Annotated in this window: 6 protein-coding genes; all 6 read left to right on the top strand. The window is 74.2% G+C overall.

Translation table 11 applies throughout. From position 1 onward, the window contains the following. The first annotated feature begins 87 nt into the window (after nucleotides 1-87). Complete coding sequence (locus L6E12_RS11375; RefSeq protein WP_236227854.1) at nucleotides 88-10,401, top strand: non-ribosomal peptide synthetase; 10,314 nt, start codon at nucleotides 88-90, stop codon at nucleotides 10,399-10,401. Continuing rightward, the gene (locus tag L6E12_RS11370; protein WP_236227853.1) at nucleotides 10,398-10,610 is read left to right on the top strand and encodes an MbtH family protein; all 213 of its coding nucleotides are present in this window, start codon (nucleotides 10,398-10,400) and stop codon (nucleotides 10,608-10,610) included. The genes L6E12_RS11375 and L6E12_RS11370 overlap by 4 nt, the downstream gene beginning before the upstream one ends. Then, nucleotides 10,607-11,650, top strand: a complete 1,044-nt coding sequence (locus tag L6E12_RS11365; RefSeq protein ID WP_236227852.1) for an ATP-binding cassette domain-containing protein — start codon at nucleotides 10,607-10,609, stop codon at nucleotides 11,648-11,650. The genes L6E12_RS11370 and L6E12_RS11365 overlap by 4 nt, the downstream gene beginning before the upstream one ends. Continuing rightward, nucleotides 11,647-12,447 (top strand): ABC transporter permease, encoded by an 801-nt coding sequence (locus tag L6E12_RS11360; protein WP_236227851.1) that lies wholly within the window; start codon nucleotides 11,647-11,649, stop codon nucleotides 12,445-12,447. The genes L6E12_RS11365 and L6E12_RS11360 overlap by 4 nt, the downstream gene beginning before the upstream one ends. A 539-nt stretch (nucleotides 12,448-12,986) precedes the next feature. Beyond that, nucleotides 12,987-13,787: an alpha/beta fold hydrolase gene (locus L6E12_RS11355; RefSeq protein ID WP_236227850.1), complete on the top strand. Its 801-nt coding sequence runs from the start codon at nucleotides 12,987-12,989 to the stop codon at nucleotides 13,785-13,787. Between the two features lie 30 nt (nucleotides 13,788-13,817). Then, the coding region (locus L6E12_RS11350; RefSeq protein WP_236227849.1) for a hypothetical protein at nucleotides 13,818-14,014 on the top strand (197 nt) is incomplete at its 3' end.

The raw sequence follows: 14,014 nt of genomic DNA, 5'->3' as shown, positions 1-14,014 counted from the left end.
CGCGCACGGGAGATCGACCTCCACGCGGAGGGTGGGATTTCGGGCTGTGCGCCCGGTCACTCGGGGCTCACGGAGCAAGGAGCGGGAATGGTTGCCGAACAGCACGACGTGCTGAACCTGTCCAAGGCGCAGCGGGGGATCTGGTTCGCCCAGCGTCTCGACGCGGGCAATCCCGTGTTCACCGTTTCCCAATACCTCCATCTGCGCGGTGCCCTGGACGTCGCCGCGCTCGAAGGGGCGGTCCGGGGGGTGCTGGGCGCCACGGAAGCCCTGCGCCTGCGCTTCGTCGAGCACGACGGCGAGCCGATGCAGTTCATCGCCGAGCCGGGCCACTGGGAACTGCCCGTGGTCGACCTGGCGGAGGAGCCGCACCCGGAGGAAGCCGCCCGGTCCTGGATGCGCCGGGACCTGGCGACACCGCCGGACGTCTTCGGCGACAGGCTGTTCCACGCCGCGCTGATCCGGCTCGCACCGGAGGAGTTCTTCTTCTACCAGCGCGCCCACCACCTGCTCCTCGACGGCTACGGGGCCGTGCTCGTGCTCCGCCGCATCGCCGAGGACTACCGGGCCCTCCAGCGGGGTGAGCCCGTGGCGGACCCCGGGTTCGGGTCCTTCGCCGAGGTGATCGCCGAGGACGGCGCGTACGCGACCTCGGAGCGCCGCGGTGTCGACGCGGAGTACTGGCGGACGCGGTTCGCGGACCTGCCCGAGCCCACCCAGCTCACGGACTCGGCCGCGAGCCTGGCCACGTGGTCGCTGCACCGCTGCGCCGCTGTCGGCCCCGGGGAAGCCGAGCGGCTGCGCGCCCTCGCCCGGTCGCTGCGGACCGACTGGTCGCCGGTGGTGATCGCGGTCGCCGCCGCCTACCTGCACCGCAGCACCGGTGCCCGGGACGTGGTCCTCGGCCTGCCGGTCACCGCCCGGCGCACCGCCGCGCAGCGCGCCACCCCGGCGATGCTGTCCAACGTGGTCCCGCTGCGGCTGCGGGTCACCCCGGCCACCACGACCGCCGACCTGGTGGCGCAGACCTCCCGCCAGGTGCGCGACGCCCTCAAGCACCAGCGCCACCGCGCCGAAGACCTCCGCCGGGACCTCGCGCTGCCCCGGTCCCGGCGCCTGCACGGGCCCACGGTGAACATCCTCCCGTTCGCCCCCGAGATCGAGTTCGGCTCGCACGAGGCGTCGCTGCACAACCTGTCGGTCGGACCGGTCGACGACCTGTCCATCGTGGTCCAGGGCATCTCGGCCGAGCACGGGCTGCGCGTCGACGTGACCGCGAACCCCCTGCGCTACAGCGAAGAAGAGCTGGCCGGGCACCACGAGCGCCTGGTCCGGCTGCTCCGCGCCGCGACAGCGCGCCCCATGGTCCCCATCGGCGAGCTGGAACTGCTCGACGAACCGGAGCGCTGCCTCGTCCTCCAGCGGTGGAACGCGACCGCCGTCGAGACGCCGAAGACCACCGTCCCCGAGGCGTTCGCCCGCCAGGCCGCCGCGACCCCCGAGCGGGTCGCCGTCTGCGACGGGCGGACGACGCTCACCTTCGCCGAACTGGACCGGCGCGTCGACCGGCTCGCCCGGGTGCTGGCCGCCCGCAGGGCCCGTCCGGGCCGCGTGGTGGCGGTCGCGCTGCCGCGCTCGGTCGACAGCGTGGTCGCACTGCTCGCGGTGGGCCGCGCGGGTGCCGCCTACCTGCCGCTGGACGTCTCCCACCCGGTGGACCGGTTGGCGTTCCTGCTCGCCGACGCCGAACCCCACCTGGTGATCGCCCACTCCTCGACCCGGGACCTCCTCCCCGCGGTGGACGTCGTGCTCGACGAGGTCGACCTCGCGGCGGCCCCGCAGGCCGACCCGACCCCCGCCGCGCCGGGCGACCTCGCGTACGTGATCCACACCTCGGGCTCCACCGGTCTGCCCAAGGGGGTCGCGGTGGAGCACGGTGCCCTGGCGAACCTCCTGGCGAGCCACAGCACCAGGCTGTTCCCCGCGGGCCGCACCGCCGCCGGGCGCGCGGTGCTGCGCGTGGCCCACCTCTCCGGAATGGCCTTCGACGCCGCCTGGGACCCGGTGCTGTGGCTGGTGGCCGGGCACGAACTGCACGTCGTGCCCGACGCCGTGCGCCGCGACCCCGAGGCGTGTGCCCGCCACCTGTGCGACGGGCGCATCGACGTGGTCGAGACGACCCCGTCCTACCTGCGGCAACTGCTCACCGCGGGCCTGCTCGCCGAACCCCGGCGGCACCCGGCGGTGGTGGCGCTCGGCGGCGAGGCCGTGGACCCCGCGCTGTGGCGCGAGCTGACCGACGGGGACCGGGTGCTGGGGGTGAACCTCTACGGACCGACCGAGTCCACTGTGGACGCCGTGATGACGGCGATGCCCGGGCACGGCTCCCCGGTCATCGGCAGGCCGGTCGACAACGTGCGCGCCTACGTCCTCGACCACGCGCTGGAGCCGGTGGCCCCGGGCGCGCGCGGTGAGCTGTACCTGGCGGGCGCGGGTCTGGCCCGGGGCTACCACAACCGGCCCGCGCTGACGGCGACGCGGTTCGTGGCCGACCCGTTCGGCGGGCCCGGGCAGCGGCTCTACCGCACCGGCGACCTGGCGCGCTGGACCGGCGAGGGCGTGCTGGAGTTCCTCGGCCGGGCCGACGACCAGGTCAAGATCCGCGGCCACCGCGTCGAACCCGGTGAGGTCCAAGCCGTACTGGCGGCCTACCCCGACGTGGACGACGCCGCGGTGCTCGCCGACGGGAGCGGGGAATCCGCGCGGCTGCTCGCCTACGCGGTGTCCTCGGTGGAGCCCGCCGAGCTGCGGACGCGCCTGCGCGACCGGCTGCCCGAGCACATGGTCCCCCAGGTGGTGCTCACCCTGGCCGAACTGCCGCTGACGGTGAACGGCAAGCTCGACCGCACCCGCCTGCCCGACCCCGCTTCGGCGGGCGGGGCCGCGGGGCAGGGCCGTCGCGGACCGGCCACCTGGTTGCAGGCGCGGTTGTGCGCGATCTTCGCCGAGTCCCTGGGCCGCACCGGGGTCGGCCCGGACGACGACTTCTTCGAGCTGGGCGGGCACTCCCTGGTCGCGACCCGGGTGGCGGGCCGCATCCGCGCCGAACTCGCCGCCGACATCGCCATCCGCGACCTGTTCGAGGCACCCACCCCGGCGCTGCTGGCCGAGCGGGTCGAGGCGGGCGGCAACGCCGACCGGCCGCGGCTCGTCGCCGCGCCGCGGTGCGAGCGGGAACCGCTGTCCGCCGCGCAGCAGCGGCTCTGGTTCCTCAACCGGCTCGACCCCGGCGCCGCGGGCTACACCATGCCCGCCGTCCTGCGCCTGACCGGGGCGCTCGACCAGGCCGCCCTGCGCGCGGCGCTGGCCGACGTGGTGACCCGGCACGAGAGCCTGCGCACGACCTTCGCCGAGTCGGACGGCCAGCCGTACCAGCGCGTCCTCGACCCCGAGCACACCGGGATCACCCTGGCGGTCGAGGACGTCCCCCGTGCCGGGGTCACCGAGCGGCTGACCGCCGAGGCCGGGCGCGGGTTCGACCTGGCCGCCGAGGCACCGCTGCGCGCGACGCTGCTGCGCGTCGCGGACTCCGAAGCCCTCCTCGTGCTGGTGCTGCACCACATCGCGGGTGACGGCTGGTCCTTCGGCCCGCTGGCCCGCGACCTCGCCTCGGCCTACCGGCTGCGCGTCGACGGGGTGCAGACCGGTCTGCCGCCGCTGGAGGTCCAGTACGCCGACTACGCCCGCTGGCAGCGCGAGGTCCTCGGCGCGGAGGACAACGCGGACAGCCGCGCCGCGAGGCAGGTGGCGTTCTGGGGCACCGCGTTGCGCGACCTGCCCACCGAGCTGACCCTCCCGGTGGACCGCCCCCGCCCGCCGCGGCCGACGGGGGAGGGCGCCGCTGTCGCGGTGGAGGTGCCCGCCGCCGCGCACGCCGCCCTCTCGCGGTTGGCCGCCGAGAGCGGCACCAGCCTGTTCATGGCCCTGCACGCGCTGTTCGGGGCCACCCTGGCCAAGTTCGGCGCCGGGGCGGACATCCCGATCGGCACCCCCGTCGCCGGGCGGACCGACCCCGCGCTCGACGACCTGATCGGGTTCTTCGTCAACACGCTCGTCCTGCGCACCGACCTGAGCGGCGACCCCAGCTTCACCGAACTGCTGCGCCGCGTGCGGGAGACCGACCTGGCCGCCTTCGAGCACCAGGACCTGCCGTTCGAGCGGGTCGTCGAGGAACTGGCCCCGCAGCGCGCACCCGGGCGCAACCCGCTGTTCCAGGTGATGCTCACCTTGCAGAACAACCCGGCGCCGCGCATCGAGCTGGGCGACCTGCGGGTGGAGGCGGGGCCCGCGGCCCGGACCTCGACGGCGAAGTTCGACCTCTCCCTCACCCTGACCGAGCGGTACGACCCGACCGGGGCACCCGCGGGCATCACCGGGGAGCTGGAGTACAGCACGGCGATGTTCGACCGGGCCACGGCGTCGCGCCTGGCCCACGGCGCGGTGACCCTCCTGGGGAACGTCCTCGCCCGGCCGGACGAGCCGCTGCGGACCGCCGACGTGCTCACCGACGACGAACTGCACGAGGTGATCGCCCGAGGCGCGGGGACGCGCCGGGAGGTCGGTGCCGAGACGCTGCCGGAGGTCTTCGGGCGGCGGGCGCGGCTGCACCCCGACCGCACGGCGGTGGTCGCCGCCGACGGCACCCTCACCTTCGCCGAACTGGACCACCTCGCCGACTGCTTGGCCCGGGAGATCACCGCCCGCGGTGTCGGTCGCGGGCAGGTCGTCGCGGTGGTGCTGGAGCGCTCCCTCGGCACGGTGGTGGCGCTGCTGGGCGTCCTGCGCGCCGGGGCGGTCTACCTGCCGGTGGACCTGGAGTACCCGGACGACCGGATCGCCCACCTCATCGAGGACGCCGCCCCGGCCCTGGTGCTGAGCACCTCGGGGACCGCGAGCCGCTGTGGCACCGGCGTTGCGGTGGTGCTCCTCGACGACCTCCCGCCGCACTCGGGTACCGGGCAGCCGCTCGCCCCGCCCCGTCCCAACGACCTCGCGTACCTGCTCTACACCTCGGGTTCCACCGGGCGCCCCAAGGGCGTGGCGGTGGAACACCGCAGCCTGGTGAACCTGCTCGCCAGCCACCGGGAACAGGTCTTCGCCCCGGCGACCGCCGCCGCCGGTCGTGACGTGCTGCGCGTCGCGCACACCGCCGGGGTGTCCTTCGACGCGTCCTGGGACCCGATCCTCTGGCTCGCCGACGGCCACGAGCTGCACCTGCTCGCCGACGCCGTCCGCCGCGACCCCGAAGCCCTCCTGGACCACGTCGCCGAACACCGCATCGACGTCGTGGAGACCACCCCCTCCTACGTCCGCCACCTGCTGCCCATGGGCCTGCTCGCCGCGGACCGGCACCGCCCCCTGCTCGTCGCGCTCGGCGGGGAAGCGGTGGACCCCGCCCTGTGGCGGGAACTGTCCGGGGTGCCCGGCGTGCTGGCCTTCAACTTCTACGGCCCGACCGAGTCCACAGTGGACTCCGTCGTCGCCCGGCTCGACGACCACGACCGCCCGGCGGTGGGAACGGCGATCGCCAACGTGGGCGCCCACGTGCTCGACCCCGGTCTGCGACCGGTGCCGCCCGGTGTCACCGGGGAGCTGTACCTGACCGGGGCCGGGTTGGCCCGCGGTTACCACGGCCGCCCCGGGTTGACCGCCGAGCGCTTCGTGGCCTGCCCGTTCGACGACGGGGCGCGGATGTACCGGACCGGCGACCTCGTGCGCCGGACCCCCTCCGGTGTCCTGGAGTTCGTCGGCCGCGTCGACGACCAGGTGAAGATCCGCGGGTTCCGCGTGGAGCCGGGGGAGGTGCAGGCGGCGCTCACCGGTGCCGAACGGGTCACCGCGGCGGCGGTGCTCGTGCACCGCGGCCCCGGGGGGATCGACCGGCTCGTGGCCTACGTGACCGGAGCCGACCCCGACCCGCTCGCCGTGCGCGAGCACGCCGCGCGGCTGCTGCCGGACTACATGGTGCCGCAGGTGGTCGTGGTGGTCCCCGAGCTGCCGCTGACCGTCAACGGCAAGCTGGACCGGACCCGGCTGCCCGAACCCGACCTCGCCGCCGCACCCGCGGGCCGGGCACCCGGGACCCGGGTCGAGGCGGAGCTGTGCGCGCTGTTCGCCCAAGTCCTCGGGTTGCCCGGGGTCGGGGTGGACGACGACTTCTTCGACCTCGGCGGGCACTCGCTGCTCGTCACGCGGCTCACCAGCCGGGTGCGCGCGGTCCTCGGCGCCGAGGTCGCCATCCGCACCGTGTTCGAGGCCCCCACCCCGGCGGCGCTCGCGGCCCGGATCACCCCCGACGGCTCCACCCGCGCCCGCCTCACCCGGCGGGAGCGGCCCGACCGGGTTCCGCTGTCGCACGCACAGCGCCGCATGTGGTTCCTCACCAGCTTCGAGGGCACGGGCGCGGGCTACCACATCCCGATGGCCCTGCGCCTGAGCGGGGAACTCGACCACGACGCCCTGCGCGCCGCGCTCGCGGACCTCACCGCGCGCCACGAGGTCCTGCGCACGGTCTTCCCCGTGGAGGACGGGGTTCCCCACCAGCTCGTGCTCCCCGTCGAGCAGGCCGGTGTCCCGCTGCCGGTGCTCGACGCCGACCCGGCGCGGCTGCGCGCGGTCCTCGCCGAGCACGCGGCCCGCCCGTTCGCCCTCGACGCGGAGCTGCCGCTGCGCGCCGTGCTGGTCCGGGTGGGCCCCGGGGAGCACGTGCTCCAGGTCGTGACCCACCACATCGCCAGTGACGGGTGGTCCACCGCGCCGCTGGCCCGCGACCTGGCGACCGCCTACACCGCGCGCCTGCGCGGCGAAGCACCGGAGCAGCCCGAACTGCCGGTGCAGTACGCCGATTACTCGCTGTGGCAGCAGGAACTGCTCGGTGACGAGGACGCCGAGGACAGCACCGCGCACCGGCAGCTCGCCTTCTGGCGCGAGGCGCTGACCGCGCTGCCCGACGAGCTGTCGCTGCCGCACGACCACCCCCGGCCCCGCGAGTCGACCTACGCGGGCGGGACCGTGCCGCTCACCGTCCCCGCCGACCTGCACGCCCGGGTCGCCGAGTTCGCCGCCGAGCACGGCGCCAGCCTCTTCATGGTGCTGCACGCCGGGCTCGCCACCCTGCTGTCCAGGCTCGGGGCGGGGGAGGACGTCGCGATCGGCACCGCCGTCGCGGGCCGCACCGACGAACGGCTGGAGGAACTGGTCGGCTTCTTCGTCAACACCCTGGTGCTGCGGACCGACCTGTCCGGCGCCCCCGGCTTCGCCGAGCTGGTGCGGCGGGTGCGGGCGGGCGACCTGGCCGCGCTCGACAACCAGGACGTCCCCTTCGAACGCGTCGTGGAGGAACTGTCTCCGCCGCGCACGCTCAACCGCCACCCGCTGTTCCAGGTGATGTTGACCGTGCAGAACGCCGCCCGGCCGGACCTCGCGCTGCCCGGGCTGGCGGTGACCGCGGCCGGGGACGACGACGTGGCCGCGGTGAAGTTCGACCTCTCGTTCTCGGTGGCCGAGCACCACGGACCCGATGGCGCCCCGGCCGGGCTGTCGGGCACCGTGGAGTACAGCGCCGACCTGTTCGAGCCGGGCACCGCGCACCGGCTCGCCCGCTGGCTGCCCCGGCTGCTCGAATCCGCCCTCGCCGACCCGGCCCGGCCCGTCGCCGACCTCGAACTGCTCTCCGGCGCGGAACTGGAAACCGTTCTCCAGACCTGGAACGACACCGACCGCGAACTGCCCGCCGAGACGGTGGCGGCGGAGTTCGAGCGGTGGGCCGGTGGGCCCGGCCGGGACCGCACCGCCGTGGTCGCCGCGGGCCGCGCGCTCACCGCGGGGGAACTCGACGCGCACGCCAACCGGCTCGCCCGGCTGCTGCGCGTGCGCGGCGTCGGCGCCGGGGACATCGTCGCGGTGGCCGTCCCGCGCTCGGTCGAGACGGCCGCGGCCCTGCTCGCCGTGCTCAAGGCGGGTGCCGCGTACCTGCCGGTCGACCTCGCCTACCCCGCCGAGCGCATCGGCCTGATGCTGGCCGACGCCGCCCCGGCGCTGGTGCTGACGACCGGGGCGGTCGCCGCGCGGCTGCCCGGGGTCCGCACCCTCGTGCTCGACGACAGCCGGGTGGAGGCGGAACTCGCCGCCACCCCGCCCGTCCGCCTGGCGGACGCGGAGCTGCGGCGCCCGCTCGACGGCGGGCAGCCCGCGTACGTCATCTACACCTCGGGCTCCACCGGGCGCCCGAAGGGCGTCGTCGTCGAACACCGTTCACTGGCAAACCTGTTGCGCCACCACCGCGAGCACGTGTTCGAGCCCGCCGCGCGCCGCCTCGGCGGTCGCGGGCTCCGGGTCGCGCTGACCGCCGCCGTCGCCTTCGACGCCTCCTGGGACCCGTTCCTGTGGATGGTCGCCGGGCACGAGCTGCACATCGTCGACGACAACACCCGGCGCGACGCCGGGGCGCTCGCCGAGCACCTGCGCACGCGGGCCATCGACGTCGTCGAGACCACCCCGTCGTACCTGCGGCAGCTCATCACGACCGGGCTGCTGAGCGGGGACGGGCACCGGCCCCGCGTGCTCGCCCTCGGCGGCGAGCAGGTCGACGAAGCCCTCTGGGCGCAGCTACGGGCCACCGAGGGGGTCACCGCGTACAACTTCTACGGGCCCACAGAGTCCACTGTGGACTCGGTGATCGCCGACGTCGACGACACCGAGCGGCCCGCGATCGGCAAACCGGTGCGCAACACCCGCGCCTACGTCCTCGACACCCGGCTGCGGCCCGTCCCGCCCGGCGTGGCGGGGGAGCTGTACCTGTCCGGGGCCGGGGTCGCCCGCGGGTACCTCAACCGCACCGGGCTCACCGCCGAGCGCTTCGTCGCCGACCCCTTCGGCGACAGCGGCGACCGCATGTACCGCACCGGCGACCTCGTGCGCTGGCGCTCCGACGCCACCCTGCAATTCCTCCGCCGGGGCGACGACCAGGTGAAGGTGCGCGGCTTCCGGGTCGAACCGGCCGAGGTCATCGCCGCGCTGGAGGACGACCCCTCCGTGGCCGAGGCGGCGGTCGTCCTGCGGGAGACCGGGGTGGACAACACGGCCCTGGTGGCCTACGTGGTGGCGGGCGAGACCGAGCCCCGGGCCGACGCGCTGCGCTCGGCGCTGGTCGCGAAGCTCCCCGACCACATGGTCCCCTCGGCCTTCGTCGTGCTGGACCGGATGCCGCTGACCCCCAACGGGAAGCTCGACCAGCGGGCACTGCCGCTGCCCGGCCCCCAGACCGGGACCGCCCACCGCGGTCCCCGGTCACCGCGCGAAGACCTGCTCTGCACGCTGTTCGCGGAGACGCTGGGCCTGCCGCGGGTGGGGATCGACGACAGCTTCTTCGACCTGGGCGGCCACTCGCTGCTCGCCAACGCCCTGATGTCGCGCATCCGCACCGCCCTCGGCGTCGACCTGCCGATCCGCAGGCTGTTCGAGGCCCCGACCGTGGCCGGGCTGGCCGAGCGGCTGGACGCGGGCGGTTCCGGGAGCGATCTGGACGTGCTGCTGCCCCTGCGCACCACGGGCGACCGGCCGCCGCTGTTCTGCGTGCACCCCGCCAGCGGCCTGTCGTGGACCTACTCCGGTCTCCTGCGCCACCTCGAACCCGACCAGCCGCTCTACGGGCTCCAGTCGCGGAAGCTGACGCAACCGGGGTACGCGCCCGCCAGCATCGAGGAGGTGGCCGCCGACTACGTCGAGCACATCCGCTCGGTGCAGCCGCACGGCCCCTACCACCTCCTGGGCTGGTCCTTCGGCGGCAACCTCGTGCACGAGGTGGCGGCCCAGTTCGAGGCGGTGGGGGAGCGGGTCGGGCTGCTGACCGTGCTCGACGCCTTCCCCCAGGCCCCGCGCGACGGGCTGGAAGCTGCGAGCGAAGCCGACATCTTCGCCGCGCTGCTGGACAACCTGGGCCACCCCGTCGAGCCCGGCGCAGTCCTCGACCGCGCCGCCGTGCTCGAAGTCTTCCGGGAGACCGACAGCCCGATGGGCAGCCTGACCGAGGACGCGCTCGGCGGGATGGTCGGCGCCTTCGTCAGCCAGGCCGTGCTCATGCCCGACTTCGTCCCGCACGTGGTCGAGGCGGACGTGCTGTTCTTCTCCGCCACGGAGAACCGAGCGCCCGACGGCCCCGAGGTGGCCGACTGGTCGCCCTACCTCACCGGCGACGTCGAGGTCCACGGCGTCGACGCGACCCACGTCGAACTCACCCAACCCCACGCGCTGGACGTCATCGGCCCGATCCTGTCCCGCAGGCTCGCGGACAGCCAGGACCGCGCCCAGCAGACCCGAACCGGAGCAGGAGACCGAGGATGACCAACCCGTTCGACGCCCAAGACGAGCAGTACCTGGTCCTGGTCAACCACGAGAACCAGCACTCCCTGTGGCCCTTCTTCGCCAGGGTCCCGGCGGGCTGGGCGGTGACCTTCGGCCCCGACGAGCGCACCGCCTGCCTCGACCACATCGAGCGGAACTGGACCGACATCACCCCCGCCAGCGCCAGGGACGGGCAGGCACCGCGATGACCGGGGCGGCCATCGTCCTCGAAGGTCTCGGCAAGTCCTTCGGCGCGAAGAAGGCGCTCGACGGCGTCGACCTGCAGGTGCCCGCCGGTCAGGTGTTCGGCCTGCTGGGACCCAACGGCGCCGGGAAGACCACCACCGTGCGGATCATCAGCACCCTGCTGCGCCCCGACCGCGGGCGGGCGCTGGTGGCGGGCGAGGACGTGGTGCGCGAGCCCGACCGGGTCCGCCGCAGGATCGGGCTGTCCGGGCAGTACGCCGCGGTCGACGACAAGCTGACCGGCTACGAGAACCTGTACCTGGTCGCCAAGCTCTACGGCATGCGCCGCCGGGTCGCGGCGGGCACCGCGCGGGACCTGCTCGCGCGGTTCCACCTGGAGGACGCCGCCGACCGGGCCGCCGGGACGTACTCGGGCGGCATGCGCCGCAGGCTCGACCTGGCGGGCGCCCTGGTCGCCGCGCCGCCGGTGGTCGTGCTCGACGAACCCACCACCGGACTGGACCCGCAGAGCAGGCTCGACACCTGGGACGTCGTCGGCGAACTGGTCGGCCAGGGCACCACGGTGCTGCTCACCACCCAGTACCTGGAGGAAGCCGACCAACTGGCTGACCGGATCGCGGTGATCGCCAAGGGCAAGGTGATCGCCGAGGGCACCAGCGACGAGCTGAAGGCGGCCACCGGCGGGGAACGGCTGGAGGTCGTCACCGCGACCCCCGGTGAACTCGCCACCGCACACCGGGTGCTCGCCACCGTCGGCTCCGGCACCCCCGCGGTCGACCGGCGGGCCCGCCGGATCGAGGTCGCGGTGGGCGCGGGCACGGCGGGTCAGCGCGCGCTGGCCGCCGCCGCGAACCGGCTCACCGCCGAGGGCGTGCGGGTCCTGGACATGGGCCTGCGCCGCTCCACCCTGGACGACGTCTTCCTCGCCCTGACCGGCGAGGTCATGGACTCCGGCGCCGCGGAGGAGACCGCGGTCCTGCCGGAGGTCCTGGAGTGGCCCCGCCACCACGGCCACCTCAACCGGGGCGGGGTGGGCGCATGACGGTCCTCACCAGGGTCGCGCGCGACAGCGGCACGGTCGCCTGGCGCAACCTGCTCAACATCCGCCGCACCCCCGGGTCGATCTTCGCCAGCGTGCTGCAACCCATCATGTTCGTGCTGCTGCTGGGCTACGTCTTCGGCGGCAGCCTCGGCGGCGACGCCTACCGCGAGTTCATCATGGGCGGGATCTTCGCCCAGACGGTCACCTTCAACGCCTCGTTCACCACCATCGGCCTGGCCAACGACCTGCAACGGGGCATCGTCGACCGGTTCCGGGCGCTGCCCATGTCGCGGGTCGCGGTCATGCTCGGCCGCACCACCTCCGACCTGACCACCAGCGTGGTGAGCCTGACCGTGACCAGCCTGTGCGGCCTCGCGATCGGCTGGCGCATCCGCGGCAGCGTGCTCGACGCCGTGCTCGCGTACCTGCTCATCCTGCTGTTCGCCTTCGCCATGTCCTGGGTCGGCGCCTTCATCGGCCTCACCGCCCGCAGCGTCGAGGTCGCCCAGAGCCTCGGGCTGATCTGGCTGTTCCCGGCCACGTTCATCTCCTCCGGCTTCGTCTCCGTCGCCGCGATGCCCGAGCCGCTGGCCACCGTCGCGGAGTGGAACCCGATCACCGCACTGGCCAACGCCGCGCGGTCGCTGTTCGCCAACCCCACCCCGGCCGGGCTGCTGCAACCGCAGGCGTGGCCCGCCCAACACGCGGCGCTCTACGCCGCCCTCTGGTCGGTCGGGTTGGTCGCCCTGTTCATGTCGCTGTCGGTGGCCCGCTACCGGCGCGTCTCAAGCAGGTGACCGGGCCTTCGGAAGCGCGATGGAGGTCGTCGAGGGTGCTGGGGAGCGTGGGTGGAAGGAGTTTGTCGGTGGTGGCGGTGAGGTCGTGTGGGTGCCACCAGCGGTGTTCGATGAGCCCGGCTTTTTCGTTGGCGGTGTGTTGGGGGGGGCAAGGGTGGTGGTGTGGGTGTGGGCGAGGTAGACGTGATCGGTGCGGTGGTGGTCGGTGCCGCGGTAGTGGAAGCGGGATTCGCGGGTGTAGAGGTGGTGGCCGAGGGTGATGGTGGTGAGCCCTGTTTCCTCGGTGAGTTCGCGCGGGGGCGGCGTGTTCGGGGGTTTCCTCGGGGTCGATGCCGCCGCCGGGGAGTTCCCACCAGTGGTGGGCCGGGTTGACGGGGGCCGACGGTAGCAGCGGTGGGTGGGGGTGAGGATCGTGGTGACGGTGAGGGCGGAGTGGTCGGCGCCTGTTCATTTGCGAGACCCACGCACACGCCCTGACCACCCGTCGCGCAACGGCTGGTACCTGTACGGGTGGATCGGCCGCCTGGGATGCTGTGCGCGTGGACGTGCGGAGCAGGAACAACGTCGTGATCACCGGCAACGAGGACGGCCCGGTGCTGGTGCTGGCCCACGGCTACGGCTGCGACCAGAACCTGTGGCGCCTGGTGGTGCCGCTGCTCGCCGAGCGGTTCCGGGTGGTGCTGTTCGACCACGTCGGCGCCGGGCGCTCCGACCTGTCGGCGTGGACGCGGGAGCGCTACTCGTCGCTGCGCGGCTACGCCGACGACGTGCTCACCCTGCTGCGCGAACTCGACCTGCGCGACGTCGTGTTCGTGGGCCACTCGGTCAGCGCGATGATGGGGGTGCTGGCCGTCGCCGCGGAGCCGGAGCGCTTCGCCAAGCTGGTGCTGCTGACCCCGTCGCCCCACTACCTCGACGACGGCGACTACCGGGGCGGGTTCAGCGCGGAGGACATCGACGAACTGCTCACCTCGCTCGACAGCAACTACCTCGGCTGGTCGGCGGCGATGGCCCCGGTCATCATGGACAACCCCGACCGCCCCGAACTGGGCGCGGAGCTGACCGACCTGTTCTGCAGCACCGACCCGCACATCGCCTCGGTGTTCGCCCGCGTCACCTTCCTCTCGGACAACCGCGAGGACCTGGCGACGGTGACCGTGCCGACCCTGGTGGTCGAGTGCGCCCGCGACGCCATCGCGCCGACGGGGGTGGGCGCGTACGTCCAGTCCCGCATCCCGGGCAGCACCCTCGTCACCCTCGACGCGGTCGGGCACTGCCCGCAGCTCAGCGACCCGGAAGCCACCGCCGAGGCGATCACCGCCTTCGCCGCACCGCGCTGAGCGCACCCGCGGGCTCGTTATGATCAACGCGTGTCCGAGCGACCGCCCACGGGGCGTCGAGTGCTGCGGTGGTCGCGCTGGTCGGCCGCTGCCCTGGTGACCGCCTGCGCTCTGCTCGGGGTGGTCCGCCTGCTCGTGCCCGCCACGGCCGGTGCGACCGGCGAACCGCCCGGTGTGCAGCGGCAAGCGGCCTTCCTGCGCGCGGAACTGGACAGCGGTGCGGGGGG

The sequence above is a fragment of the Actinokineospora sp. PR83 genome, assembly GCF_021056305.1.
In the GTDB taxonomy this organism is placed as follows: domain Bacteria; phylum Actinomycetota; class Actinomycetes; order Mycobacteriales; family Pseudonocardiaceae; genus Actinokineospora; species Actinokineospora spheciospongiae.
The sequence above is the reverse complement of the archived record's forward strand: the minus strand, read 5'-3'. Positions and strand labels throughout refer to the sequence as shown.